This is a genomic window from Streptomyces griseomycini (assembly GCF_014203535.1).
GTDB lineage: Bacteria > Actinomycetota > Actinomycetes > Streptomycetales > Streptomycetaceae > Streptomyces > Streptomyces griseomycini.
In genome coordinates, this window is record NZ_JACHJI010000005.1 from 235,586 (window position 1) to 260,563 (window position 24,978).

Here is a 24,978-nt window from a genome sequence, read left to right on the forward strand (position 1 = left end):
AGTCGCCATGACCACCCACAGCCTCCCGGTCCGGACGGACACCCCGGCCCGGACCCCCGCCGAGAAGCCGGCCGGCCGCGGCCGCCGGCTGCTGCGCCAGCGCGCCGGCCGTCAGCACCACGCGGGCCCGCTCGCCTACGTCCTGCTCGTCATCATGGCGGTGCTGTCGATCTTCCCGTTGTACTGGACGATGGTGGCCGCCTCCACCGACAACACCCGGGTCAGCCAGACGCCGCCGCCGTTCCTGCCCGGCCCGAACCTGTTCAGCAACCTCGCCCGGGCCTGGGACGAGGCGGCCATGGGCAAAGCCATGATCAACAGCCTGATCGTGGCCGGGGTGATCGCCCTGTCCACGGTGATGTTCGCGACGCTGGCCGGATTCGCCTTCGCCAAGCTGCGGTTCAAGGGACGCAACGTCCTGCTCATGCTGGTGATCGGCACCATGATGGTGCCGCCGCAGCTCGGCGTCGTGCCGCTGTTCATGATGATGTCCGAGCTCGGCTGGTCGCAGCAGCTGCCCGCCGTCATCTTCCCCACGCTGGTGAGCGCGGTCGGCGTGTTCTTCATGCGGCAGTACCTGTCCGAGGCGCTGCCGGACGAGCTCGTCGAGGCCGGACGCGTGGACGGGGCGCACTCGCTGCGGATCTTCTGGAGCATCGTGCTGCCCGTCGCGCGGCCCGCGATGGCGGTCCTGTTCATGATCACGTTCGTGCACGCGTGGAACGACTTCTTCTGGCCGTTCGTGGTGCTCGACATGACCAACCCGACGGTCCCCGTCGCCCTCACCCAGCTCAGCGCGGGCTACGTCCGCGACCAGTCGCTGATCATGGCGGGCGCGCTGCTGGGCACGCTGCCGCTGCTGGCGATGTTCGTCGTCTTCGGCCGCCAGATCGTCAGCGGCATCATGGCGGGCGCCGTCAAGGGCTGACCCACCGCCCCGCGGGCCCGGACCCGGTCCGCCGGACCCGCACCACCTCACCTTCCGGCCTTCGCGCGCTCGCGAACACCTCCGCTTCGAAAGGACTCACGTGGTCACCGCAGCACAGCAGACCGCGTCCGCCCCGGACGCCGCCCGTACCTTCCCCAAGGGCTTCCTCTGGGGCTCCGCGACCGCCTCCTACCAGATCGAGGGAGCCGCCGCCGAGGACGGACGCACGCCGTCCATCTGGGACACCTACGCCCGCACCCCCGGCCGGGTCCGCAACGGCGACACCGGTGACGTCGCCACCGACCACTACCACCGCTGGCGCGAGGACGTCGCCCTCATGGCCGAACTCGGCCTGGGCGCCTACCGCTTCTCCCTCGCCTGGCCCCGGATCCAGCCCACCGGCCGCGGCCCCGCCGTGCAGAAGGGCCTGGACTTCTACCGGCGCCTCGTCGACGACCTGCTGGACAAGGGCATCCAGCCCGTCGCCACCCTCTACCACTGGGACCTGCCGCAGGAGCTGGAGGACGCCGGTGGCTGGCCCGAGCGCGCCACGGCCGAGCGGTTCGCCGAGTACGCGGCCCTCGCCGCGGACGCCCTCGGCGACCGGGTGAAGACCTGGACCACCCTCAACGAGCCCTGGTGCAGCGCCTTCCTCGGCTACGGCTCCGGCGTGCACGCCCCCGGCCGCACCGACCCGGTCGCCGCCCTGCGCGCCGCCCACCACCTCAACCTGGCCCACGGCCTGGCCGTCCGGGCGCTGCGCGACCGCGTCCGCGCCGACGCCCAGTGCTCGGTCACGCTCAACATCCACCACGTCCGCCCGCTCACCGGCAGCGACGCCGACGCCGACGCGGTCCGCCGGATCGACGCGCTCGCCAACCGGGTCTTCACCGGCCCGATGCTGCAGGGCGCCTACCCGGAGGACCTGTTCAAGGACACCGCGGCGCTGACCGACTGGTCCTTCGTCCGGGACGGCGACCTGGGGCGGATCCACCAGCCGCTGGACTTCCTCGGCGTCAACTACTACACGCCCACCCTCGTGTCCGAGGCCGACGGCAGCGGCACCCACACCTCCGACGGACACGGCAGGAGCGATCACAGTCCCTGGCCGGGGGCCGACCGGGTCGCCTTCCACCAGCCGCCCGGCGACACTACCGCCATGGGCTGGGCCGTCGATCCCACCGGCCTGTACGACCTGCTGCGCCGGCTGGCGTCGGACTTCCCGAGGCTGCCGCTGGTCATCACGGAGAACGGCGCCGCGTTCGACGACTACGCCGACCCCGCCGGTCAGGTCAACGACCCCGCCCGGATCGCCTACCTGCGCGGCCACCTGGCCGCCGTCCACCAGGCCATCGTGGACGGCGCGGACGTGCGCGGCTACTTCCTGTGGTCGCTGCTGGACAACTTCGAGTGGGCCCACGGCTACAGCAAGCGCTTCGGCGCCGTCTACGTGGACTACCCGACCGGCACGCGCATTCCCAAGGCCAGCGCCCGCTGGTACTCCGAGATCGTCCGCTCCGGCGTCCTGCCCGGCGCCTGACCGGGCCCGGGGCGGTACCCGGCCGCCGCTTCCGCGGGCCCGTCCCCGCGCCCCGCACGCCGGGGGCGCGGGGACGGGCCCGTTCCTCCGCGCCGGATCCGGGCGCCGCCCCGGACGACGGGCACCGATGCGCGCGTACCGCGTGCGACCGGCCCCGGACGGCCGGCTCCGTCCCCCGCGGCCGGGCGCCGCCCGCGGGTCGTTCCGGCCCCGGAGGCCGGCTCCCCGGGCGGCTGGCCCCCACCGCCGTGCGGGGAACCGCGGAGGCCGTCAGGCGGAGGCCTCGGTGAGGACGGCGAGCTCGTCGTCCGTCAGCCGCAGCTCCACCGCCTTCAGCAGGGCCGGGAGCTGGTCGGCCTTCCTGGCGGAGGCGATCGGCGCGGCGACCGTCGGCCGGGCCGCGAGCCAGGCGAGGGCCACGGAGGCGACCTCGGCGTCGTGCGCCCGGGCGACCTCGTCGAGAGCGGCGAGGACCCTCCGTCCCCGCTCGGTCCGCAGGTGCCTGGCGGCGCCCTGGGCCCGCGCGCTCTCCACCGTGGCGCCCGGCCGGTACTTGCCGGTCAGGAAGCCGGAGGCCAGCGCGTAGTACGGGACGGCGGCGAGACCGGACCGTTCGGTGACGCGCTGCAGCTCACCCTCGTAGGTGTGGCGCGAGACCAGGTTGTAGTGGGGCTGGAGGGCCACGTAGCGGGCCAGCCCCTCGCGCTCGGAGAAGTCCAGGGAGGCCTGCAGGCGCTCGGCGGAGATGTTGGAGGCGGCGATGTGACGGACCTTGCCCGCCTTCACCAGCTCGTCCAGCGCGCCGACGATCTCCTCGACCGGCACGTCCGGCTTGTCGAAGTGCGTGTAGTACAGGTCGATGTGGTCGGTGCCCAGGCGCCGCAGGGAGGCGTCGGCCGCGGCCTTGATGTTGGCGGCTGTCAGGCCCTGGAACTCGGGATGCTGGCTCACCTTGGTGGCGATGACCACGTCGGAGCGGTTGCCGCGCTTCTTGGTCCACTTGCCGATGATCGTCTCGGACTCGCCGCCCCGGTTGCCCTCGACCCACGCCGAGTAGGAGTCGGCGGTGTCGATGAAGTTGCCGCCGGCGGCCGTGTACGCGTCCAGGACGGCGAAGGACCGGGCCTCGTCGGCGGTCCAGCCGAAGACGTTGCCGCCGAGGGCGAGCGGGAAGACCTCGAGGTCGGACGTGCCCAGTTTCCGTGCAGAAGTCATGCCGGACGTCAACGACGGCGCTGGATCGTTCCATTCCGTGGGCGGCGGCGAGGATCGCGCGATCGCCGCGTCGCCCGCTCACTCCCACACTTGCCGTCGCTATCGAATATCGATAGGTTCCCATCGTTATTCGATCGAGGTGGATGCGTGCCGCTGCCTTCGGCGGGAGCCGGGCGATGGCACGACGAGCACCCGCCGCGCACCGAGGGGAACCCATGACCGACGACGCGAGGGACGCGACCGTGCCGACCGCCGCCGACGACCCGCACCGCCCGGGGGCCGCGGCCCGTACCGACGTCCTGGTGGTGGGGGCCGGGCTGGCCGGCCTGCACGTCGCCACCCTCCTCGCCCGGCGGGGCCACGACGTGCTCCTGGTCGAACGACGGGCCACTCTCGCCGCCGCGATCCGCACCACCGGGATCTTCGTGCGCAAGACGCTCGACGACTTCCCGCTGCCCTCCGAGCACCTCGGCCCGCCGATCCGGCGCGTGGTGCTCTATCCCCCGGGGATGCGCCGCCCGGTCAGCCTGGTCAGTGACCGTGACGAGTACCGGGTGGGCGACATGGCGCCGCTCTACGAGGCGGCGGCCGCCGTCGCGACCGACGCCGGCGTGCGGATGGCGCTGGGCACGCGCTACGCGGGCCGGCGGGGAGGCGCCTTCCACCTGGTCGGCCGTGACGGACCGACGGAGGTCCGGGCGCGCTTCGTCGTCGGCGCCGACGGAGCGCGCTCGAGAGTCGCCCGCGACCTCGGCCTCGACCGCAACCACCACTTGTTGGTCGGCGCCGAGGAGGTCTTCGAAGTGCCCGCGAACGGCGAACCGCCGACCTTCCACTGCGTCCTCGACCCCTCGCTCGCCCCCGGATACCTGGCCTGGGTGGTCAACGACGGGCGGCACGCCCACGTCGGTGTCGCGGGCTACGCCGACCGCTTCCCGGAGGGCCTGCGCCGGGCCCTGGCGCGGTTCGGCGCCTCGGCGCCCGGACTGGCCGGCGTGGACCGTCCCGAGGCGGTGGAGCGACGCGGGGGGCCGATACCCGTGGGCGGCGTGCTGCGCCGTATCGGTTGCGCCGACGGGCTCCTGGTGGGGGACGCGGCGGGTGCGGTCTCCCCTCTCACGGCCGGCGGGCTGGACCCCTGCCTGCGGCTCTCGGAGTTGGCCGCCTCCGTCCTCGACGACGCGCTGCGCTCCGGGAGGACGGAGGCGCTGGCCCGCTACGGCGGAGCCGCTCTGCGCGCTCACTTCCGAGGACGGCTCGCGCTGCGCAGGGGATTGGCCCTCGTGCGGACGCCGGCCGCGGCGACAGCGGCGTTCACCCTGCTGCGCACGCCGTTCGGCCGGGCCGCGGCCGGCCGGATCCTCTTCGGCGACAGGTCCTTCCCCGACTCCGCCCGTGCGTGAGCGCGGACCGGTGGATCGCCCGAGGGTAGGCAGGCGGCGCCTCTTGCTATAAGGTCCGTCAGCAAGCAAAAGCTGTTACCGCTGGTAATGGCAGCCGATGGACGAGGTACTTCCCGGACTCGACTCGAGGAGCCCCCGCATGGCCACCAGCATCTCGCGGCCGGAGAGCAAGAGCCGCACCCCCGAGGACGGCATCGCGCGACGACTGCTCGACTCGGCCGCGCAGCTCTCGTACGATCCGCTCACCGAGGTCGACTGGGAGACCCCGCTCGACGAGGACTTCCACGGCGCCAGCCCGGAGTGGAGCACCCTCTACGGGACGCCGTACTGGGAGGAGTTGAGCGAGGCGCAGCGCAAGGCGCTGACGCGGCAGGAGGCCGCCTCGGTGGCCAGCACCGGCATCTGGTTCGAGATGATCCTGCAGCAGATGGTGCTGCGTGACATCTACGCGAAGGACCCGACGGACGACACCTTCCAGTGGGCGCTCACCGAGATCGCCGACGAGTGCCGCCACTCGATCATGTTCGCCCGCGGCGCGAAGAAGCTCCAGGCCCCGGCCTACCGCCCGCACCGGGTCGCGGTCGAACTCGGCAGGGTCTTCAAGACCGTCGCGTTCGGCGAGGCGGCGTACGCGGCGATCCTGGTCGCCGAGGAGGTGCTCGACGTCATGCAGCGCGACTGGATGCGTGACGAGCGGGTCGTGCCGTTCGTCCGCACCATCAACAACATCCATGTCGTCGAGGAGTCGCGGCACATGAAGTTCGCCCGAGAGGAGACGCGCAGGCACCTCGCGCGCGCCGGACGGGTGCGCCGCCAGGTCCACGCCCTCCTGATCGCCGTGGCCTCCTACGTCATCGTCACCAGCATGGTGAGCCGGAAGGTCTACGCGAACGCCGGACTGGACGAGGAACGCGCTGTCCGTGAGGCGAAGGCCAACGAGCACCACAAGTCGATGATGCGCTCGAGCTGTTCCGGCCTGATGGAGTTCCTGACCTCGGTGGGCCTGCTCACCAGGCCCGCACTGTACTTCTACAAGCGCGCCGACCTGATCTGACGACCTCCAGCCGAGCGGACGACATGGCCTTCGCGATCACCCAGACCTGCTGCACCGACGCCACCTGCGTGGCGGTCTGCCCGGTCAACTGCATTCACCCCACGCCCGAAGAGCGGGCCTTCGGCAGCACGGAGATGCTGTACATCGACCCGAAGGCCTGCATCGACTGCGGCGCCTGCGCCGACGCCTGCCCGGTGGACGCCGTCCTCCCGGTCGACGGCCTGACCGGCGGACAGCGGGAGTACGCCGACATCAACGCGGCCTACTTCGCGTACCCGGAGGCGAGGCCGCAGGAGGAGGCGGAGTCACCGACGGCGTCCGAAGGAGCCGACCTCGGCCCGAACTTCCACGCCTGGGGCAGGCCGGCCTTCGACCGCGTCCTGCCGTCGGACTTCCGGCCGCTGCGGGTGGCGATCGTCGGCACCGGGCCGGCCGGCATGTACGCCGCCAAGGACCTGCTGCTGCACACCCGGGCCGAGGTGACGCTCGTCGACCGGCTTCCGGTCGCCGGTGGGCTCGTCCGGTACGGAGTGGCGCCGGACCACCCGGCGACCAGGAGGATCGGCGACGCCTTCGCCCGCTTCCACACGCATCCCCGCGTGCGCATGCACCTCGGACTCGAGGTGGGCGAAGACGTCACGGCCGAGGAGATCGCCGCGCATCACGACGCGGTGGTCTACGCCGTGGGAGCCGCCGCGGACCGGCGGCTCGGCATACCCGGCGAGGACCGGACGCGCAGCGTCTCCGCGACCACCTTCGTCGCCTGGTACAACGCGCATCCGGACGTCGCACCGGACGCCGTCGACCTCTCGGCCGAACGAGTCGTCGTGGTCGGCAACGGCAATGTCGCCCTCGACACCGCCCGGATCCTGGTCTCCGACCCGGAGGCGCTGGCCGACACGGAGATCGCCGACCACGCGCTGGCGGAGCTGCGTCGCAGCAAGGTGCGGGAGGTGGTGCTGCTCGGCCGCCGCGGCCCGGAACACGCGGCGTGCACCAGACCCGAGTTGCTCGCCCTCAAGCACCTCCCCGGGGTGGACCTGCTCGTGGACGACCACGATCCGCGCGTCGGGGCGGCGATCGACTCCGCCGGGCCGAGGGACAAGGCGGGGGTGCTGCGGGGCGTGGCGCGGGAGGCCGTCGACTGGTCCGTGCCCCCGGGGGCGGCAGGGCGGCGGCGCATCGTGTTCCGCTTCCTCTCCGCACCCGTGGAGGTGTGCGGGGACGGGGACGTCCGCGCGGTGCGTGTCACCGGCGGCTCCGGTGAGCTGGAGATCCCGGCCGGCATGGTGCTGCGGGCGATCGGCTGCCGCGGAGTGCCCCAAGCGGGCCTGCCGTTCGACGAGGCCACCGGGACCGTTCCGCACGAGCGCGGCCGGGTGACCGGCAGGCCCGGGACGTACGTCGTGGGCTGGATCAAGCGCGGACCCTCGGGAGGCATCGGCGCGAACCGCACGTGCGCGGCCGAGACGATCGGCACCCTGCTGGCCGACGCGGTCGCGGGCGCACTGCCCGCGCCGACCGGCGGACCGAAGGCGTTCCGCCGCCTCGTACGCCGTCGACGCCGCTGAGTCCACGGCCGTAGGGGGGCGCCCCTCACTGCGGTCGCATGAGGTCGAGGTCCCCGCCCCATGCGTCCAGCACCTCGCCGTGTCCGGCCTCCCGGGCCGCTGCCTCGACGAGGGCGAAGAGGCGCCGCTGCAGGGATGCGCAGCCTGTCGCCGAGACGCGGTCCACGGCGCGGAGCAGTACGTCGGTGTCCCAGCCCGGCAGCGGGTACCGGGCGAGCTCCCACTCCAGGTACTTGTTGTAGGGGCAGGGGCGACGGTCGAGAGCGAAGAGCAGCTCGAGCAGGGACCGGATGCTGTCGGCGGCGTCGAGACGGGCGGCGAGGGCCTGGCCGTCCCGGTGGTTCTTGACGGAGCGGTAGAGCGAGTTGGCGTAGGCGTCGAGCCAGCCGCCGGAGCTCTGGAACGCCTCATCGGCATCCAGGCGAGCCTTGTCGGCGAGGATCCGGGCGATGCCTCCGTCGAGCCGGTCGAGGACGACCCGGGCACGGGCGAGGGCGTAGCGCTCGAAACCGGGCATCCCGGCTGCGCGGAACTCGGTGAGAGAGACGACGACGAGGTCGAGTTCGGGGGTGCGGTGGCCCGCGAACCGGGTGAGACCGGTCGTCGCGTCGTCGGCGAGGACCACGTACAGGTCGTGGTCGGAGTGCCGGGTGGCCATGCCGTCGTGGGCCCGGGAGCCCTTGAGGACGAGGCCGACGACGGCTGGATCGGCGGCGGCGAGTTCGACGAACGCGTCGTAGGGGAGAGGCTGCCGGGCAGTCATGGTGTGGATCTCCGTTGGGATGGTGACGGGCGTGCCTGCAGGGGCCACCCCCGTGACGGAAGGCGCCCCGCACCGTCTGCGGCTGCGCGTGGCGGCCGCCCGGAAGATCAACGCACACCCTGACCCTATCGCCCGGCCGGCCGTGAGGCAGGGCATTCGGCAGGGGGCGGGACGTCGCCGAAATCCACCCGGCCAAAGGGCTCCCAAAAGAACATAAAGCAGTCGTAAAGTACTCACCATGGAGAGCGACCGGAAACACAGGGCGGCCCGGTCGTCCACACATGTCTGCCGCTCCTGCAAGCAGCCGGTGGACACCGTGGTGGAACGGCACAAGACCATGGGCGTCTACGTCCCCGTCTGGACCGCAGGACCCTGCCACAACCCCCAGTGCGAGCGATGCCGGCCCGAGGAGGCGCCGCTCCGTCCGGCGCGCGGCGCGACCCGGTACGAGCCGGACGGACGGAAGGAGCCAGCGACCGACACCCCTGGGCGACAGGGCGGCGAGGAACGGACCGGCCGGCCCACCTGACCGACCGCCGGGAGGGGCGTCCTGCCGCAGTGAGGGCTCAGGCCTTCGACCGGTACGCCCGCATCGCCAGCGGGCCGAACACCGCCGCTGTGCCCACCGCCCACAGCAGCGACCACAGCGCCGGCTCCGCCACCGGACCACCGACCAGCAGCCCGCGATACGCGTCGGACAGATGGGTGACCGGGTTGACGTCGCTCCACGCCTGGAGCCAGCCCGGCATGGTGTCGACGACGAACGCGCTGCTGGTGAAGGTGATCGGGAAGATCACGGTGAACGAGAACGCCTGTACCTTCTCCGCGTCGCCGGCGAGCATCCCGATGAGCACCGCGCTCCAGGAGGCCGCCGCGGCGAAGACGACCAACAGCACCGCGCCCAGCAGGAAGCCTCCGAACCCGCCGGTGATCCTGAAGCCCGTCAGCAGCCCGATGCCGATCATCAGGAGCATCGCCCACACGTGCTTGGCGAGGTCGGCGGTGATCCGGCCGATGAGCGGCGCGGAACGGGCTATGGGAAGGCTGCGCAGCCGGTCGAAGACACCTTTCGTCAGGTCGGTGTTGAGCGCCATGGCCGTGTACACCGTCATGAACAGGGTGTTCTGGACGATGATGCCGGGCAGCGCGTACATCAGGTACGCGTCCGTCGACCCGGCCATCTGACCGCCCAGCACGTAGGTGAACAGGAAGACGAACATGATCGGCGTGACGCTGTAGTCGACGAGCTCCAGCGGGTTGTGCCTCACCGCCACCAGACTGCGCCACGCCATCGTCAGGGTCTGGCCCACCCACGCCAGGGGCCGCACCCGGCCCGACGCCGTGAGCGGAACGGCGACCGTCACACCGGTCACGGCGAACTCACCGCCTCCTCCGGTTCGGATGCGTCCCGGCCTCCGTCGTCCTCGGCCGCGCCGCCGGAGTCCTCCGGCTCCGCCCGGTGACCGGTCAGGGCGAGGAAGACCTCGTCGAGTGAGGAGCGCCGCAGCGCCAGCTCGCCGACCCGTATCCCCGCCCGGTCGAGCCCGCGCACGACCGCGGGCATCAGCTCGGGGTCGTTCACCGGGGCCGTGATCACCTCCCCCTCGATCCGGGTGCCCGGCCCGGCCGCCTCGGTGACCAGTCCGTGCGCGGCGGTGATGTCCCCGGGGGCGAGCGGGCGGACCTCCAGCACCTGGCCGCCCACCTCGGACTTCAGCTCGTCGGGCGTGCCCCGGGCGATCACCCGGCCCCTGTCGACGACCACGATGTCGTCGGCGAGCACATCGGCCTCGTTGAGGTACTGAGTGGTCAGCAGGGCCGTGGTGCCGTCGGCGACCAGGGCGCGCAGCATGTCCCACAACTCTCCCCGGCTGCGCGGGTCGAGACCGGTCGTGGGCTCGTCCAGGAAGAGGATGCTGGGCCGCCCGACCAGGCTGGCCGCGAGGTCGAGGCGCCGCCGCATGCCGCCGGAGAAGGTCTTCGCGGCGCGTCCCGCCGAGTCCGCGAGGCGGAACCGGTCGAGCAGCTCGCGCGCCCGTGCCCGTGCGTCGCGTCTGCTCATGCCGAGCAGGCGGCCGATGAGCAGCAGGTTCTCCGTGCCGGTCAGGTTCTCGTCGACCGCCGCGTACTGGCCGGTGAGGCCGATGAGGGCCCGCACGGCTGCGGCCTCCCCGACGACGTCGTGCCCGGCCACGCTCGCGCGTCCGCCGTCGGGCGGCAACAGCGTGGCGAAGATCCGCACGGCCGTCGTCTTGCCGGCCCCGTTCGGGCCGAGCAGGCCCAGCACCGAGCCGGTGCGGGCCGCCAGATCCACTCCCGCCAGGGCCTCGGTCTCCTTGAACCGCTTGACCAGGCCCTCCGCCTGGATCGCGTAGGTCATGGGATTCCCCTGGTGACTTCGCGGTGTCGCGGACGTCACGGGCCGGCGTCCACCTCTTCCCCCACTGTGACGCACACCACTGACATTCCTCCCGGTGCCGACCGCCACCGCCGGCCGGCGGGTCATGCGGCGCTCCCGGTCCGCGCTCGCCGCTTCGAGCCCGCCGGTGACTCGTCCTCCCCTGCGGGGTGCGCCTCCGCGCCGTCCGGGCGCAGCGGGAACAGGCCGGCTTCGACGCGGACGGCGGGGTGCGGCCGGCCCGAGGCCCGAGACGGTGGACAACCCCGGGCTGCCGCGGAAGAAGACGGTGCGACCGCGCGGCACCGTCCGAGCCGTCGGACAGTCGCGTGATGGATCCGGCGATCCGGGACATCGGAGTGAAAAGCTCTGTATATGCGGTTTGCCCAAGTTCCCCTTAGCCTGTCAGATGAACGGCTCGGGGAGTCGACGGTCGGTTGAACCGGCGGAAGGCGGGCCTCCATGGCTGAGCGGCGAACAGGGTCCGGATTGATCGGTGAGCTGTCGGCCGAATTCGCAGGCACGATGATCCTCATCCTCTTCGGCTGCGGCGTGGTGGCCCAGGTGGTTGCGGGCGGGGCCCTCACGGATCCGGCGGGCGGCCTCGGGGACCACGACAGCATCTCCTGGGCATGGGGCCTCGGCGTCACCCTGGGCGTCTACGTGGCGGCACGGTTGAGCGGCGCCCACATCAACCCCGCGGTGACGGTCGCCCTCGCCGTGTTCAAGGGATTCCCGTGGCGCAAAGTGGTCCCCTACGCGCTGGCCCAGACGGCCGGCGCCTTCGTGGCGGCCCTCCTCGTCCGCTGGAACTACACCGAGGCGCTGGCGAAGGCCGATCCCGGCCACACGATCAAGACACAGGTCGTGTTCTCCACACTCCCCGCCAACGGCAACCCCAACCTCCCGGTCCACGAATGGGGCGCGTTCCGTGACCAGGTCATCGGCACCGCCATCCTCATGCTGCTGATCATGGCCATCACGGACCTGCTCAACAACCCGCCGGGCGCGAACCTCGCGCCCTTCGTCATCGGCTTGGTCGTGGTCGCGATCGGGATGGCCTGGGGGACCAACGCGGGCTACGCGATCAATCCGGCGCGTGACTTCGGTCCCCGGCTGGCCAGTTTCCTCACGGGATACGGCGGAGCGTGGCGGGACCAGTACGGAAACTTCTACTTCTGGGTGCCGATCGTCGGCCCGTTGATCGGTGCTCTGCTCGGCGCGGGTCTGTACAAGGCCTTCGTCGGCCGGTTCCTGCCGAAGGCGGAGCCCGAGCCGCCGGGGCGCGTCCCGGCACCCGGGGGCTGACACCGGCCGGAGAGGCGGCGCATCATGGCGGACTTCGTCGGTGCGGTGGACCAGGGAACCACCAGTACCCGATTCATGGTCTTCGACCACGGCGGCAACGAGGTGGCCAGGCACCAACTGGAGCACGAGCAGATCCTCCCGCGCTCGGGATGGGTGGAGCACGACCCGGTGGAGATCTGGGAGCGGACCAACTCGGTGATGCAGACCGCGTTGCGCTACGGCGGCCTGTCGGGGACCGACCTGGCGGCCATCGGCATCACCAACCAGCGGGAGACCACGGTGGTCTGGGACCCGCGCACCGGCCGCCCCTACTACAACGCCATCGTGTGGCAGGACACCCGCACCGCCTCCATCGCGGCGGAGCTGGAGCGCTCGGGCAGGGGCGATGTCATCCGCCGCAAGGCCGGACTGCCGCCGGCCACGTACTTCTCCGCCGGCAAGCTGCAGTGGATCCTCGAGAACGTCGACGGCGTCCGCCGGGCGGCGGAGGAAGGTCACGCCCTCTTCGGCAACACGGACGCCTGGGTGCTGTGGAACCTGACCGGAGGTCCCGACGGAGGCATCCACGCCACCGACGTGACCAACGCGAGCCGCACCATGCTGATGGACCTGGAGACCCTCGACTGGGACGACGAACTGCTCGGGTTCTTCGGCGTCCCCCGGGCGATGCTGCCCGCCATCAACCCCTCCTCCCACCCGGAGGCGTACGGGGTGACCCGGACCTCCCGGCCGCTGCGCGCCGCCCTCCCCGTCAGCGGGGTGCTCGGCGACCAGCAGGCGGCCACCGTCGGACAGGTCTGCTTCGCGCCGGGCGAGGCCAAGAACACCTACGGCACCGGGAACTTCCTGGTGCTCAACACGGGCACGGAGCTGGTCCGCTCCCAGCACGGCCTGCTCACCACCGTCGCCTACCAGTTCGGCGGTGATCCCGTCGTCTACGCGCTGGAAGGTTCCATCGCGGTGACCGGGTCCGCCGTGCAGTGGCTGCGCGACCAGATGAAGATCATCAAGACCGCGGCCGAGAGCGAGGACCTCGCCCGCAGCGTCGACGACAACGGCGGGATGTACTTCGTGCCCGCCTTCTCCGGCCTGTTCGCACCGTACTGGCGCTCCGACGCCCGAGGGGCGATCGTCGGCCTCGCCCGCTACAACGACAACGCGCACCTGGCACGAGCGACCCTGGAAGCCATCTGCTACCAGAGCCGCGATGTCGCCGAGGCCATGGAACAGGACTCCGGAGTCCACCTCGACGTGCTCAAGGTCGACGGCGGTGTCACCGCCAACGACCTGTGCATGCAGATCCAGGCCGACGTCCTCGGCGTCCCGGTCAGCCGCCCCGTCGTCGCCGAGACCACCGCACTCGGCGCCGCCTACGCGGCAGGACTGGCCACCGGATTCTGGCGGGACACCGACGAACTGCGCACCCACTGGCGGGAATCCAAGCGCTGGCAACCCCAGTGGTCCGACGACCGGCGCGCAGAGGCCTACGCCGGCTGGAAGAGGGCGGTGGAACGCACCCTCGACTGGGTCGAGGTCCCCTGACCGGACACGTCCGACCGGACACGTCCTCGTGAACCGCGCGTCGCACGACGCAGTCGCCGGACCGGCTGAAGGAGCGGACGGGACCGCAGCCGACGCGGGGGAGGACCGAGCTCAGGACGCGGGAGGGCCGGGGCCGGGAAGGGGCGGGCGAGGAGGCACACGGTCGACGCGCCCGCCCCCGGAAACGGCGCGGCGTCCTCAGGCGTGCGGGTGCAGCACGACCTTGGTGTAGCCCTCGATCCGCTTGTCGAACTTCTCGTACGCCGTCGACGCCTGGTCGAGGGGCAGCTCGTGCGACACGACGAAGCTGGGCGTCGCACGCCCCTCGATGATCAGGTCCCGCAGCTGACGGTTGTACCGCTTGACGTTGCACTGCCCGGTGCCCATGCGCAGTCCCTTCTCGAAGAGACGTCCGACGGCGACGACCAGCATGCCCTGCTTGGCCTGGTCGTCGGGCCCGCCGGGATCGCGTGGCACGTACAGCCCCGGCACGCCGAGAGCGCCTGTCGGCCGGACCGTCTCGACGAGCTGGTTCAGTACGGTCGCCGGCTCCTCGCGGTCCTCGCCGTGCGCCTGTGCCTGGTAGCCGACGGCGTCGATGCCCTTGTCCGTGCCTTCGCCTCCGGTCTGCTCCCTGATCTGGTCCACGGCGCTGCCTTCGGTGAAGTTGATCGGCACGGCGCCTATCTCCTCCGCCTTCTGCAGGCGTTCCGCCACCCGGTCGACCACGAACACCTTGCTCGCGCCGCGCAGCATCGCCGAGTAGGCCGCCATCAGGCCGACGGGGCCACCGCCGTAGACGGCGACGCTCTCACCCGGACGGACGTCGGCCAGTTCGTTGCCGTGGTAGCCGGTCGGGAAGATGTCGGCGAGCAGGACGAAGTCGGTCTCCTTCTCGGTGCCCTCGGGGAGCTTCAGGCAGTTGAAGTCGGCGGACGGCACTCGCACGTACTCGGCCTGACCACCCACGTAGGGTCCCATCGCGACGTAGCCGTAGGCGCCTCCCGCGAAGCCCGGGTTCACCGTCAGGCAGAAGCCCGTGAGGCCGGCCGTGCAGTTCCTGCAGAAGCCGCAGGCCACGTTGAAGGGCATGACGACTCGGTCGCCGCTGCTGAGCGAGGTCACACCGTCACCGGTCTCCTCGATGACGCCGAGGTTCTCATGACCGAAGACGATGCCCGGCTCGGCGGCGGTGCGACCCTCGTACATGTGCAGGTCAGAACCGCAGATGGCGGTGGATGTGACACGGACGATCACGTCGTTCGGGTGCTGGATCCGGGGATCCTCCACTTGCTCGACCGCTACTTCGAACGGTCCCTTGTACACGACGGCCCTCATCCTCGGGCACCTCCACTCGTGTGTTTGCTTGCTCACGTCCGGGAAGGGCGGTGCCGGGGCCGCTGCGTGAGAGGGGGAGCGGGGCCCGGTCCGTAGCCCGACCGGTCTCGTGTGCTGTGCCTCATACTCCAGATTGCGGCATGATGAGACAGTTTGCGCGAGGGCTGCAATGACCCCCTTTGCGCATTCCGGAAGGACCCAGAACCTTGTCACGACGCCTCGGCACCCTGCTCGTCCCGGTCTCCGGCCTGTCCGGCGTCACGTATCCGGAAGGGACCCGCGTGGCCATACGCGGGACCGGCGGATCCGTCGACGGCTTCGTCGGCGGGGACTGGCTTCCGCTCGCCTGGTGGGAATTCGCCGACCTCCCCCAGGAGGACGCCGCCGACGGCAGGTAGACGGCACCGGCCGCATCCCGAGCGGTCAGGAGATCGTTCCGGGACGGGCGCCGCTCACCGTGAGGCGACCGTTCCGGCCACGGGCCACGGGGAGTCCGGACGTGACCCGTCAGCGACACCGGCGGGCGTTGAGCCGGGCGGCCCGGCGCGTCAGGTAATCGCGCTCGGCGAGGTCGGGTGCCTTGTGGGCCGCCTCGGCGTACAGCCGTGCCGCCGTCGCCAGGTCGCCGTCGCGCTCGTGGAGGTGCGCCGCCACCGCGGTGTGGCGGGGCAGTGAGTCGTCCAGTGCCGCGAGCGCCGCCAGGCCGGCGCGCGGGCCGTCGGCCTCGCCGACGGCCACGGCGCGGTTGAGCCGGACGACCGGGCTGTCGGTCAGGCGCACGAGCTCGTCGTACCACTCGACGATCTGCACCCAGTCGGTCTCCCCGGCGGTGGGTGCGTCGGCGTGGAGTGCCGCGATGGCGGCCTGGGCCTGGAACTCGCCCAGCCGGTCGCGGGCGAGGGCCGCCTGCAGGATCCCGACGCCCTCGGCGATCAACTCGGTGTCCCACCGGCCGCGGTCCTGCTCGGCGAGCGGTACCAGGCTGCCGTCGGGTGCGGTCCGGGTGGCGCGCCGGGCGTGGTGGAGCAGCATGAGGGCGAGCAGCCCCGCCACCTCGGGGTGGTCGATCGCGGCCGCGAGCCGCCGGGTGAGCCGGATGGCCTCGGCGGCGAGGTCGACGTCGCCGGAGTAGCCCTCGTTGAAGACCAGGTAGAGGACGCGCAGCACGGTGGCGACGTCGCCGGGCCGGTCGAACCGCACGTCGGAGACGGCGCGCTTGGCGCGGCTGATGCGCTGCGCCATGGTTGCCTCGGGCACCAGGTAGGCCTGGGCGATCTGGCGGGTGGTGAGCCCGCCGACGGCACGCAGCGTGAGCGCGACCGCGGACGACGGCGTCAGCGACGGGTGGGCGCACAGGAAGTAGAGCTGGAGCGTGTCGTCCGCCGCGGGCGCGGGGCCGGGCACCGGTTCCCTGTCGACGAGGTCCTCACGCCGGCGGCGGGCGGCGTCCGCCCGGGTCGCGTCGAGGAACTTGCGCCAGGCCACGGTGATCAGCCAGCCCTTCGCGTCCCGCGGCGGACGGGCCGGCCAGACGCGGACCGCCTCGACCAGTGCGTCCTGCACGGCGTCCTCGGCCGCCGCGAAGTCGGCTCCGCGGCGGACGAGGACGGCGAGGACGCTCGGCGTGAGGCTCCGGAGCGCGGCTTCGTCCATCGAAGGGGTCACTCCGTGATGGTGGGCGGTGCGGTCAGGAACGGGCGCACCTCGAGCCACTCGTGGATCGGCTTCCCGCCGGCCCCGGGGGCGGCCGAGAGCTCCCCGGCCAGCTCGACGGCGCGTTCCTGACTGTCGACGTCGATCACCATCCAGCCGGCGATGAGGTCCTTGGTCTCGGCGAACGGTCCGTCGGTGACCGGCGGGCGGCCCTCGCCGTCGTACCGGACGAACGTTCCCTCGGGAGCGAGTGCCTGGCTGTCGACGAACTCGCCGGTCCTCTCGAGCCGGGCCGCGAAGTCGTTCATGTACTGCACGTGGGCCGAGATCTCCTCCGGCGTCCACCGGTCCATGGGCACGTCGTTGACCGGGGCCGGGGCACCGCGGTAGTGCTTGAGCAGCAGGTACTTGGCCATCGTGTTTCTCCTCGGTGCTGGTGCGACCCATTGTGGTCGCGTTCCTTGCGGGGACGGAGCCCATCACCGGTTCTCGACATCGCCGTCCGATCTTTTTCCGGGACTCCCGCAGGTGAGCCCGGGCGGGGCCGTCCCGCGGTGTCCGGGTCCACGGCGTGGCGCGGGGCGAGGCGGAACCCGGACCACCGTGACTTGATAGGCAAGTGAATACTTGCCTATTCTGTGGCCGTGGCCGACGACCTCTTCAAAGCCCTGGCCGACCCCACCCGCCGCACCATCCTCGACGAGCTCACGGAGAGGTCCGGACAGACACTGTTCGAGATCTGCTCGCGGCTGAGCATGAAGCACCGGCTCAGCATCTCGCGCCAGGGTGTCTCCCAGCATCTCGCCGTGCTGGAGGCCGCCGGTCTCGTCGAGACCAGGCGGGAGGGCCGCTACAAGTTCCACGACCTCAACACGGCCCCGCTGCGGCAGATCGCCGAACGATGGCTCGTGCCCCACACATCCGGACCGGAGGACGACACCCCATGAAAATCCATCTGACCAGCGTCTTCGTCGACGACCAGGCCAGGGCCGAGCACTTCTACACCGACATCCTCGGCTTCGTGAAGAAGCACGACGTCCCGGTGGGCGAGAAGGACCGGTGGCTGACCGTCGTCTCGCCCGACGAGCCCGACGGCACCGAACTCCTCCTGGAGCCCGCCGGCCACCCGGCCGTCAAGACCTACCGCGACGCACTCGTCCAGGACGGCATCCCGCTCGCCCAGTTCGCCGTCGACGACGTGCGGGCGGAGTACGAGCGCCTGCGCGGCCTCGGCGTCCGCTTCGTCCAGGAGCCCCTGGAGACGGGCCCCGTCACCACCGCCGTCTTCGACGACACCTGCGGCAACCTGATCCAGATCGCGACCGAGCCGCAGTAGGCGGCTGCCCGCGCGCACAGCTCGACCACGACCCGGCCGGGCTCCCCTTCCGGGTCCTGGCCGAACGCTTCGACGGAGGCCGCGGCTGCGTGGAGGACCCCCGGCCCGGGCTTCTCGCAGCCGGCCTCCTCGGAGACGACCCGGCCCTGAACGAGCCGGTGGAGTCCCGTACGGCGGATCCCGGCTTCCTGCCGGGCCGCGCGGCCGTGGGTGACGTTCACGCGAGCCCAGCCCCCGGTCAGGGCGTTGCCCACGACTTCGCGGGAGGCGTCCGCCGGCACGACACGATCGGCGGCGCCGCGGTCGAGCAGGGTACGGACGGCCGTGACGGGCACCGCATCCCCGTGTCGGTCGGTCATGGCCGCGGCGACATCGGGACGGGTCGGTTCTGAGTCCGGCGTCGACGGGGTCGGCGAGGCGGACGCCGCGGATCGCGCGGGCGGGTGCCCGCAGCCGCAACTCCGGCTCACCGCAGGCGGGATGCCGGGAGGAGGCACGGATAATGACCCGGTGCCCACTCCGATGATCTCGGCTCGGGAAGCCGAAGTGCTCGCGCTGCTCGGGGAGTACCTCAGCAACGCGGAGATCGCCGCGCGGCTGTTCATCTCCGTACGCACGGTCGAGTCACACGTCTCCTCACTCCTGCGCAAACTGGAGCTGCCGGACCGGCGGGCGCTGTCCCGGCGCGCGGTCGAACAGGCCTCCGCCGGACAGCCGCGCCCGGCACACGTCCTGCCGTCACCGTTGACGGCGTTCGTCGGCCGGGTGCGTGAGCGCGGTGAGCTGGCCGAGGCGGTGAGAGGACACCGGCAGGTGACCGCGGTCGGTCCGGGCGGGGTGGGAAAGACACGGCTGGCGCTCGCGGTGGCCGCCGAGACGGCCGGCGGCTTCCCCGACGGGGTGTGGTTCGTCGACCTGGTTCCGGTCACCGACCCGCGGCGCGTGGGCGCCGCGGTCGCGGCGGCCGTGGGCGTGGGCGAGCAGCCCGGACGCGACATCGACGACGCGGTGCTGGCCGCGCTGGCGGATCACCGGGCGCTGCTGGTGCTGGACAACTGCGAGCAGGTGCGCGACGGGGTGGCGCCGTTCCTGGAACGGCTGCTGACGGGCTGTCCGCGGGTACGGGTGCTCGTGACGAGCCGGGCCCGGCTGATGGTGCCGTTCGAACGGGTCTTCCCCGTCCCGCCGCTGTCCCGGGCCGGCGGTGACGAGTCGGATGCGGTGGCCCTGTTCATGGACCGGGCCGCGGCGGTCGGCTGGCCGCCGGGTCCGGCGGTGAGCGAGGGGGTCGTGGCCATCTGCGAACGGCTCGGCGGCATGGCGCTGGCGATCGAACTGGCGGCGGCACGGTGGCCCACGCTCGGCCTCGACGGCCTGACCGCCGGTCTCTCCGATCAGCTGCGGATCCTCACCGGCGGGGTCCGTGCCGACGACCGGCACCGATCGGTGCGGGCGGTGCTGGACTGGAGCCACGACCTGCTGCAGCCGCAGGACCGGGCGCTGCTGCGCCGGGTGTCGGTGTTCGTCGCGCCGTTCACCGCCGAGGCGGCCGCCGAGGTCGCCGCCTTCGCCCCGCTGGACGCGTCCGCGGTCGCCGACGGGCTCGGCAGGCTCGCCGAGCAGAGCCTGCTCGCCGTGGCGCCGTCCGCCGCCGGCACCCGCTACCAGGCGCTGGAGACCATCCGCCAGTACGGGACGGAGCGGCTCGCCGACACCGGTGAGCTGACCGTCGCCCGCTCCCGGCACGTGGCGTGGTGCCTGGCCGGCGCGACCGCCCTCACGGGAGCCGCCGGCGGGGACTGGCGCGCCCGGTTCGACGCGCTGGCCGACGACCTCCGATCCGCTCTCGCCTGGGCCGCCGATCAGCCGGAGCGACGTGCGGACGCCTGTCGTCTCGCCTCGTCGCTGGCCGGACTGGCCTTCACCCGCAACCTGCTCGGCGAGGCCCAGCAACGGTACGAGCAGGCGGCGGAGCTCGCCGGTGACGCTGCCGGTGCCGCGGCGCTGCGGCACGCCGCGGCGGTGGCAGGGTGCCGCAGGCTCGGTGACGACATGTACCGCCTGCACCGTGCCGCCGCTCAGGCCGCCCGCCGTGCCGGGGACGACGTCGGGGCCGGCCGTGACCTGGCGGCCGCCGCCACCGTCGCGTACCGCTTCTCCACCTCGTTCACGCGGATACCCCCCGTGGACGAGGTGGCGGCCGTGCTCGAGGAGGCGCGGAAGCTGTCCGGCGACGCCCCGGCGGCCGAGGCGGCCGTGGCGCTGGCCGAGGCGGCGGTGGTCACGGACGCCTTCGGCGCGCTCCAGGCGGACGCCGGGAACACCGTGCGGGAGGCGGTCCGGAGTGCCGAGCGGGCCGTCGGGCTCGCCCGGCGCACCGGGGACCCGGTGGCGCAGTCCGCTGCCCTCGACGCGCTCTCCGGCGCCCGCAGCTGGGCCGGCGACGCCTCCTCCGTCGCGGCCGCCGCCCGGTGCCGGATCGACGTCCTGGCCTGCGCACCGGCCACTCCCGCCGGCACGCACGAGCTGATGGACGCCCTCGCCATGGCCGCCGCGACCGCCCTCGGCGTGGGCGAGCTGCCGGAGGCCCGACGGTGGGGCGGACAGCTCGCCGACCACCCGCTGCTGGCCGAGGCGGGCCACCACGCCACGTCCTGGGTCCTGGCCGCGGACGCCTTCGCCGGCCACGCCGACGACGTGCTCGCCCGCAGCGTGCGGTTCCTCGACGCGTGGGAACACAGCGGCCGTCAGCGGTCGCTCTCCCTCGGAGCCGCGGCCGCGTCGGTGGCCATGGTCCACGGGCTGCGCGGCGATCACGACGCCCGGGCGGCCTGGCTCGCGGTCGTCGGCCGGGCGGACACGGCAGTGCAGCACCGACACGGCTACGGCGCGGTCCTCGACGCCATGGTCCTGCTCCACCACGGGGACGTGAACGCGGCGCTGGAGCGGGTCGCGCCGGAACCGGACCAGGTGTGGAAGTGGGTGTGCTGGATCTGGCTGCACTGGTACGTGGCACTCCGCGCGGAGACGGCGGTGCTCGCCGGGCACCCGGACGCCCGAGCCCGCATCGGAGCCGCCCGGGCCGTGGTCACCGGCAACCCGGTCGCCACCGCCCAGGTGGACCGCGCGGAGGCGATCCTCGACGGCGACCTGCCGCGCCAACTCGCCGCCGCGAAGGCATTCGACGCGGCCGGCTGCCCTTACCAGGCGGCGCGCACGCTGCTGCTCGCCGGGGGCGGGCACACGGCCGCCGGCACGACCGCGCTGGCCGCCCTCGGCCTCGCGCCCCGGGCCGCCCGGTAGCCGCAAGGCGGTGACCGCGCAGGCGGTGTGACGGACCGCCGGCGGAAGGGTCCCCCGCACCCGGTGGACCCATCCGTTCGCCGCACGCGCCGCCCTAGCTGACGGCCTGCTCCACCAGCGCGGTGATCCGCTCCTCCACCTCGGCCGTCACCTCGGTCAGAGCGAAACCGGCTGCCCACATCGTGCCCTCGTCCAGGTTCGCGTGGTCGCTGAACCCGAGCGTCGCGTAGCGGGCCTTGAACTTCGCCGCGCTCTGGAAGAAGCAGACGACCCTGCCGTCCAGGGCGTAGGCGGGCATGCCGTACCAGAGCCTCGGCGCGAGCGCCGGGGCGGCGGCCATGACGGCGGCGTGGACACGCTCGGCCATGGTCCGGTCCGAGTCCTGCATCCCGGCGATCTTCTCGAGCACGTCCCGCTCCGCCTCCGCGGCCTTCTCCGCACGCGAACCGCGCCGCGCCGCCGCCCTGCGCTCCTGGGCGTGCTCCTTCATCGCGGCCCGCTCCTCGGCCGTGAACCCCTCGTGGGCGCCGCTCCTGGTGCTGTTCATGGTTCCTCCCGTAGCCCGTGGGTCACGATCGGCCCGTGTGTCCGGCCGGGCCCGACCCCCTGTGCTCACAGCCTCTCCCGCCCGGGGCGCGGACCGCCTCCGTGCCCACCACGGAAACCACCACTGACTTCCGCACCGGGGTGGGAGGTGGGCCTGCCCACCGCACGTCGTCACGTCTCGCCGGCCAGGAACCGGATGAGGAAGTGGCGTAGCAGGTGACCAGCGCAGCCGGAGAGGCCAAGAGACGGCGCCGGCCAGGGTGGTCAGGACCGCGCCGGCGTCCCACTCCGCGGTGCGCGGCCGGGCACCGGCGCGCTCGGCGACCCTGCGGTGGAACTCCTCGATCCCGAAGCCCTCGGCCCGGGCCGGCCCGGCCTCGGCCGGCGCCTGTCAGAGCGGGCCGGGCAGCCGGGAGGCAAGGTCCTCGACCTCGCCAGGGCTGATCCGCCGGGCCGGCACGCTCGGCACCGCTTCGGTGATCTTCGCGGCTTCGTCCTGGCTGTCGTATGCGCCGAGCTCACGTACGCGAGCGAGGGACTCGTGGTGCTGCATCGTTTCGTCACCTCCGCTTGCCGGCGATCCCAGGGCGTCGAAGGCGATGCCCTCCTCCCCGGCACCCAGGTGGGGCGAGCCTGTCAGCTGCGTGCGACAGGCAGGGGTGCCGGGGCGGATGCCCCCCGTCCGCCGCACTCCCGCCCCGAGGCACTTCTCGCGGGCGGGGCCGGCCCGGTGACCTCGACAGCGGCCGGGCGCAGCAGGTGCTCGCCGAGTCGGTAGCCGGGCCTGAGGATCTGCGAGCACACCAGGCGGTCCGACGCGGAGGCGACACGGTGGGAGAGGGCGTCGTGGCAGGCGGGATCGAACGGGTCGCCCACCTCGCCGAACGAGGTGACGCCCAGCGAGCCGAGCTGCTCCTTGAGGCTGTCGGCGATGTCCTTGAGACCGGGCGTGGGCGGTTCGCCGGCGCACGTCCGGTCGACGGCGTCCAGCACGGGCAGCAGCGCCTTGAGCACGTTGACCACCGCGATCTCACGCACGGCCAGACGGTCCCGCCGCACCCGCTTGCGGTAGTTGTCGTACTCGGCCTTGACCCGCTGCAGGTCGGCGGTCCGCTCCTGAACCAGACGCCGCAGCTGTTCCAGCTCGGTGCTCTGCGGACCGCTCCCGGTCATCGTCGGCCTGCCTCCGGCTTGTCGTCGTCGACGATCTCGGCGTCCACCACGTCATCACCGGACGAACCACCGCTCGGGCCACCTGCTGCGGACGCGCCGGCCGCGCCCGCCGGCTGCTCGGCCCGGGACCGCTGGTACAGGGCCGTGCCGATCTTCTGCGCGGCCTGTGCGGTGCGGTCGATCGCCTGCCGGATCGTGGTGGTGTCCTCGCCCTTCAGCTTCTCCTTCAACTCGGCCAGCGCCGTCTCCGTCTCGGACCTGGCGTCCGCCGGGATCTGCTCGGCGTTGTCCTCCAGAAGCTTTTCGGTGGAGTGGACGAGCTGCTCGCCCTGGTTGCGGGTCTCGGCCGCCTCGCGCCGCTTGCGGTCCTCCTCGGCGTGCTGCTCGGCCTCGCGGACCATGCGGTCGATGTCGTCCTTGGGCAGCGCCGAGCCGCCGGTGACGGTCATCTTCTGCTCGCGGCCGGTGGCGAGGTCCTTGGCGGAGACGTGCATGATGCCGTTGGCGTCGATGTCGAAGGTGACCTCGATCTGCGGCACTCCGCGGGGCGCCGGGGGCAGGCCGGTCAGCTCGAACATGCCGAGCTTCTTGTTGTACGCGGCGATGTCCCGCTCGCCCTGGTAGACCTGCACGGTCACCGACGGTTGGTTGTCCTCGGCCGTGGTGAAGACCTCCGAACGCCTCGTCGGGATGGTGGTGTTGCGCTCGATCAGCTTGGTCATGATGCCGCCCTTGGTCTCGATGCCCAGGGACAGCGGGGTGACGTCCAGCAGCAGGACGTCCTTGACCTCGCCCTTGAGGACACCGGCCTGCAGCGAGGCACCGACGGCCACGACCTCGTCGGGGTTGACGCCCTTGTGCGGGTCCTTGCCGGTCAGCTCCCTCACCAGCTCCGTCACGGCCGGCATCCGGGTCGAGCCGCCCACCAGGACCACGTGGTCGATGTCGGACACCTTGATCCCGGCGTCCTTGATCGCGTTGTGGAACGGCGCCTTGCACCGCTCCAGCAGATCGGCGGTCAGCTGCTGGAACTGGGCCCGGGTCAGCTTCTCGTCCAGGTGCAGCGGGCCCTCGGCCGAGGCGGTGATGTAGGGCAGGTTGATGGTCGTCCCGGTGGACGACGACAGCTCGGCCTTCGCCTTCTCCGCCGCCTCCCTGAGGCGCTGCACGGCCGTCTTGTCCTTGGACAGGTCGGCGCCGTAGTGGTTGTTGAACTGCTTCACCAGGTGGTCGACGATCCGCTGGTCCCAGTCGTCGCCGCCGAGGTGGGTGTCGCCGTTGGTGGCCTTGACCTCGATGACGCCCTCGCCCATCTCCAGCAGCGACACGTCGAAGGTGCCGCCGCCCAGGTCGAAGACGAGGACGGTCTGGTCGTTCTCCTTGTCCAGGCCGTAGGCCAGCGCGGCGGCGGTCGGCTCGTTGATGATCCGCAGCACGTTCATGCCCGCGATCTCACCGGCCTCCTTGGTCGCCTGCCGCTGGGTGTCGTCGAAGTACGCCGGCACGGTGATCACCGCGTCGGTGACGTCCTCACCCAGGTAGGCCTCCGCGTCCCGCTTGAGCTTCTGCAGCACGCGCGCGGAGATTTCCTGTGCGGTGTACCGCTTGCCGTCAACGTCCCCGTGCTCGGGGAACCGCCAGGCGCGGTCGCCCATGTGCCGCTTGACCGAGCGGGCGGTGCGGTCGACGTTCGTCACCGCCTGCCGCTTGGCGACCTCGCCGACCAGCACCTCACCGTTCCTGGAGAACGCCACCACCGACGGGGTCGTCCGCGCGCCTTCCGTGTTGGTGATGACGGTGGGCTCGCCACCCTCCAGGACCGAGACCACCGAGTTCGTCGTTCCGAGGTCGATACCGACCGCCCGTGCCATCTGTCCTCCTCCTCGTCCTCACCTCGTTCCTCGTCT

General features: G+C 72.2%; 22 protein-coding genes. 11 read left to right on the plus strand and 11 right to left on the minus strand.

Annotation, left to right across the window (positions count from 1 at the left end; translation table 11 throughout):
- The first annotated feature begins 7 nt into the window (after window positions 1-7).
- Complete coding sequence (locus tag FHS37_RS15650; RefSeq protein WP_184821539.1) at window positions 8-928, plus strand: carbohydrate ABC transporter permease; 921 nt, start codon at window positions 8-10, stop codon at window positions 926-928.
- A gap of 100 nt (window positions 929-1,028) precedes the next feature.
- Window positions 1,029-2,468: a GH1 family beta-glucosidase gene (locus FHS37_RS15655; RefSeq protein WP_184821541.1), complete on the plus strand. Its 1,440-nt coding sequence runs from the start codon at window positions 1,029-1,031 to the stop codon at window positions 2,466-2,468.
- A 270-nt stretch (window positions 2,469-2,738) separates the two neighbouring features.
- Here FHS37_RS15655 and FHS37_RS15660 read toward each other — a convergent pair whose 3' ends face one another.
- Entirely contained in the window at window positions 2,739-3,683 is a 945-nt protein-coding gene (locus tag FHS37_RS15660) for an aldo/keto reductase (protein WP_184821543.1), read from the minus strand.
- Between the two features lie 215 nt (window positions 3,684-3,898).
- Here FHS37_RS15660 and FHS37_RS15665 point away from each other — a divergent pair, with 215 nt between their 5' ends.
- The 3 genes from FHS37_RS15665 (at window position 3,899) to FHS37_RS15675 (ending at window position 7,711) form a co-directional block, all read left to right on the plus strand.
- Window positions 3,899-5,086, plus strand: coding sequence for an NAD(P)/FAD-dependent oxidoreductase (locus FHS37_RS15665; protein WP_184821545.1), 1,188 nt, complete (start codon window positions 3,899-3,901; stop codon window positions 5,084-5,086).
- A gap of 139 nt (window positions 5,087-5,225) precedes the next feature.
- Window positions 5,226-6,140, plus strand: a complete 915-nt coding sequence (locus FHS37_RS15670; RefSeq protein ID WP_184821547.1) for an AurF N-oxygenase family protein — start codon at window positions 5,226-5,228, stop codon at window positions 6,138-6,140.
- Between the two features lie 23 nt (window positions 6,141-6,163).
- The gene (locus FHS37_RS15675; RefSeq protein ID WP_184821549.1) at window positions 6,164-7,711 is read left to right on the plus strand and encodes an FAD-dependent oxidoreductase; all 1,548 of its coding nucleotides are present in this window, start codon (window positions 6,164-6,166) and stop codon (window positions 7,709-7,711) included.
- Window positions 7,712-7,736: 25 nt separating this feature from the next.
- Here FHS37_RS15675 and FHS37_RS15680 read toward each other — a convergent pair whose 3' ends face one another.
- The 3 genes from FHS37_RS15680 to FHS37_RS15690 form a co-directional block, all read right to left on the minus strand.
- The gene (locus FHS37_RS15680) at window positions 7,737-8,474 is read right to left on the minus strand and encodes a hypothetical protein (RefSeq protein WP_184821551.1); all 738 of its coding nucleotides are present in this window, start codon (window positions 8,472-8,474) and stop codon (window positions 7,737-7,739) included.
- A 566-nt stretch (window positions 8,475-9,040) separates the two neighbouring features.
- The gene (locus FHS37_RS15685) at window positions 9,041-9,847 is read right to left on the minus strand and encodes an ABC transporter permease (RefSeq protein ID WP_184821553.1); all 807 of its coding nucleotides are present in this window, start codon (window positions 9,845-9,847) and stop codon (window positions 9,041-9,043) included.
- Window positions 9,844-10,854 (minus strand): ATP-binding cassette domain-containing protein, encoded by a 1,011-nt coding sequence (locus tag FHS37_RS15690; RefSeq protein WP_184821560.1) that lies wholly within the window; start codon window positions 10,852-10,854, stop codon window positions 9,844-9,846. The genes FHS37_RS15685 and FHS37_RS15690 overlap by 4 nt, the downstream gene beginning before the upstream one ends.
- A 480-nt stretch (window positions 10,855-11,334) precedes the next feature.
- On the opposite strand from FHS37_RS15690, the gene FHS37_RS15695 reads away from it, so the two are divergent.
- Window positions 11,335-12,180, plus strand: a complete 846-nt coding sequence (locus FHS37_RS15695; RefSeq protein ID WP_184821562.1) for an MIP/aquaporin family protein — start codon at window positions 11,335-11,337, stop codon at window positions 12,178-12,180.
- Between the two features lie 24 nt (window positions 12,181-12,204).
- A complete protein-coding gene (gene glpK / locus FHS37_RS15700) occupies window positions 12,205-13,722 on the plus strand; it encodes a glycerol kinase GlpK (RefSeq protein WP_184821564.1) in 1,518 nt (505 codons plus the stop codon).
- Between the two features lie 198 nt (window positions 13,723-13,920).
- Here the strand turns inward: glpK and FHS37_RS15705 are convergent, their stop codons facing one another.
- Window positions 13,921-15,060, minus strand: a complete 1,140-nt coding sequence (locus FHS37_RS15705; RefSeq protein ID WP_184821566.1) for a glutathione-independent formaldehyde dehydrogenase — start codon at window positions 15,058-15,060, stop codon at window positions 13,921-13,923.
- Between the two features lie 206 nt (window positions 15,061-15,266).
- Between FHS37_RS15705 and FHS37_RS15710 the strand changes: the two genes are divergently transcribed.
- Window positions 15,267-15,458 (plus strand): hypothetical protein, encoded by a 192-nt coding sequence (locus FHS37_RS15710; protein WP_184821568.1) that lies wholly within the window; start codon window positions 15,267-15,269, stop codon window positions 15,456-15,458.
- A 109-nt stretch (window positions 15,459-15,567) separates the two neighbouring features.
- Here FHS37_RS15710 and FHS37_RS15715 read toward each other — a convergent pair whose 3' ends face one another.
- Both FHS37_RS15715 and FHS37_RS15720 read right to left on the minus strand, forming a co-directional pair.
- Entirely contained in the window at window positions 15,568-16,713 is a 1,146-nt protein-coding gene (locus FHS37_RS15715; protein WP_184822128.1) for an RNA polymerase sigma factor, read from the minus strand.
- An 8-nt stretch (window positions 16,714-16,721) separates the two neighbouring features.
- Window positions 16,722-17,129: a YciI family protein gene (locus FHS37_RS15720; protein WP_184821570.1), complete on the minus strand. Its 408-nt coding sequence runs from the start codon at window positions 17,127-17,129 to the stop codon at window positions 16,722-16,724.
- 228 nt (window positions 17,130-17,357) lie between these two features.
- Here FHS37_RS15720 and FHS37_RS15725 point away from each other — a divergent pair, with 228 nt between their 5' ends.
- The 3 genes from FHS37_RS15725 to FHS37_RS15735 all read left to right on the plus strand — a co-directional run bounded on the left by FHS37_RS15725 (window position 17,358) and on the right by FHS37_RS15735 (window position 21,352).
- Window positions 17,358-17,660 carry an ArsR/SmtB family transcription factor gene (locus tag FHS37_RS15725; protein ID WP_184821572.1) on the plus strand — a complete coding sequence of 101 codons (303 nt, stop codon included), beginning with the start codon at window positions 17,358-17,360 and terminating at the stop codon, window positions 17,658-17,660.
- Window positions 17,657-18,049 (plus strand): VOC family protein, encoded by a 393-nt coding sequence (locus FHS37_RS15730; RefSeq protein ID WP_184821574.1) that lies wholly within the window; start codon window positions 17,657-17,659, stop codon window positions 18,047-18,049. Before FHS37_RS15725 ends, FHS37_RS15730 begins: the two co-directional genes overlap by 4 nt.
- Window positions 18,050-18,559: 510 nt before the next feature.
- Window positions 18,560-21,352 carry an ATP-binding protein gene (locus tag FHS37_RS15735; protein ID WP_229889869.1) on the plus strand — a complete coding sequence of 931 codons (2,793 nt, stop codon included), beginning with the start codon at window positions 18,560-18,562 and terminating at the stop codon, window positions 21,350-21,352.
- Between the two features lie 94 nt (window positions 21,353-21,446).
- Here FHS37_RS15735 and FHS37_RS15740 read toward each other — a convergent pair whose 3' ends face one another.
- From FHS37_RS15740 to dnaK, 4 genes are all read right to left on the minus strand, one after another.
- Window positions 21,447-21,899, minus strand: coding sequence for a hypothetical protein (locus FHS37_RS15740; RefSeq protein WP_184822132.1), 453 nt, complete (start codon window positions 21,897-21,899; stop codon window positions 21,447-21,449).
- A 390-nt stretch (window positions 21,900-22,289) separates the two neighbouring features.
- Entirely contained in the window at window positions 22,290-22,451 is a 162-nt protein-coding gene (locus tag FHS37_RS39375; protein ID WP_229889868.1) for a DUF2267 domain-containing protein, read from the minus strand.
- An 83-nt stretch (window positions 22,452-22,534) separates the two neighbouring features.
- A complete protein-coding gene (gene grpE / locus FHS37_RS15750; RefSeq protein ID WP_184821575.1) occupies window positions 22,535-23,071 on the minus strand; it encodes a nucleotide exchange factor GrpE in 537 nt (178 codons plus the stop codon).
- Window positions 23,068-24,942, minus strand: a complete 1,875-nt coding sequence (dnaK, locus tag FHS37_RS15755) for a molecular chaperone DnaK (RefSeq protein WP_184821582.1) — start codon at window positions 24,940-24,942, stop codon at window positions 23,068-23,070. Before dnaK ends, grpE begins: the two co-directional genes overlap by 4 nt.
- Between the last annotated feature and the right edge of the window lie 36 nt (window positions 24,943-24,978).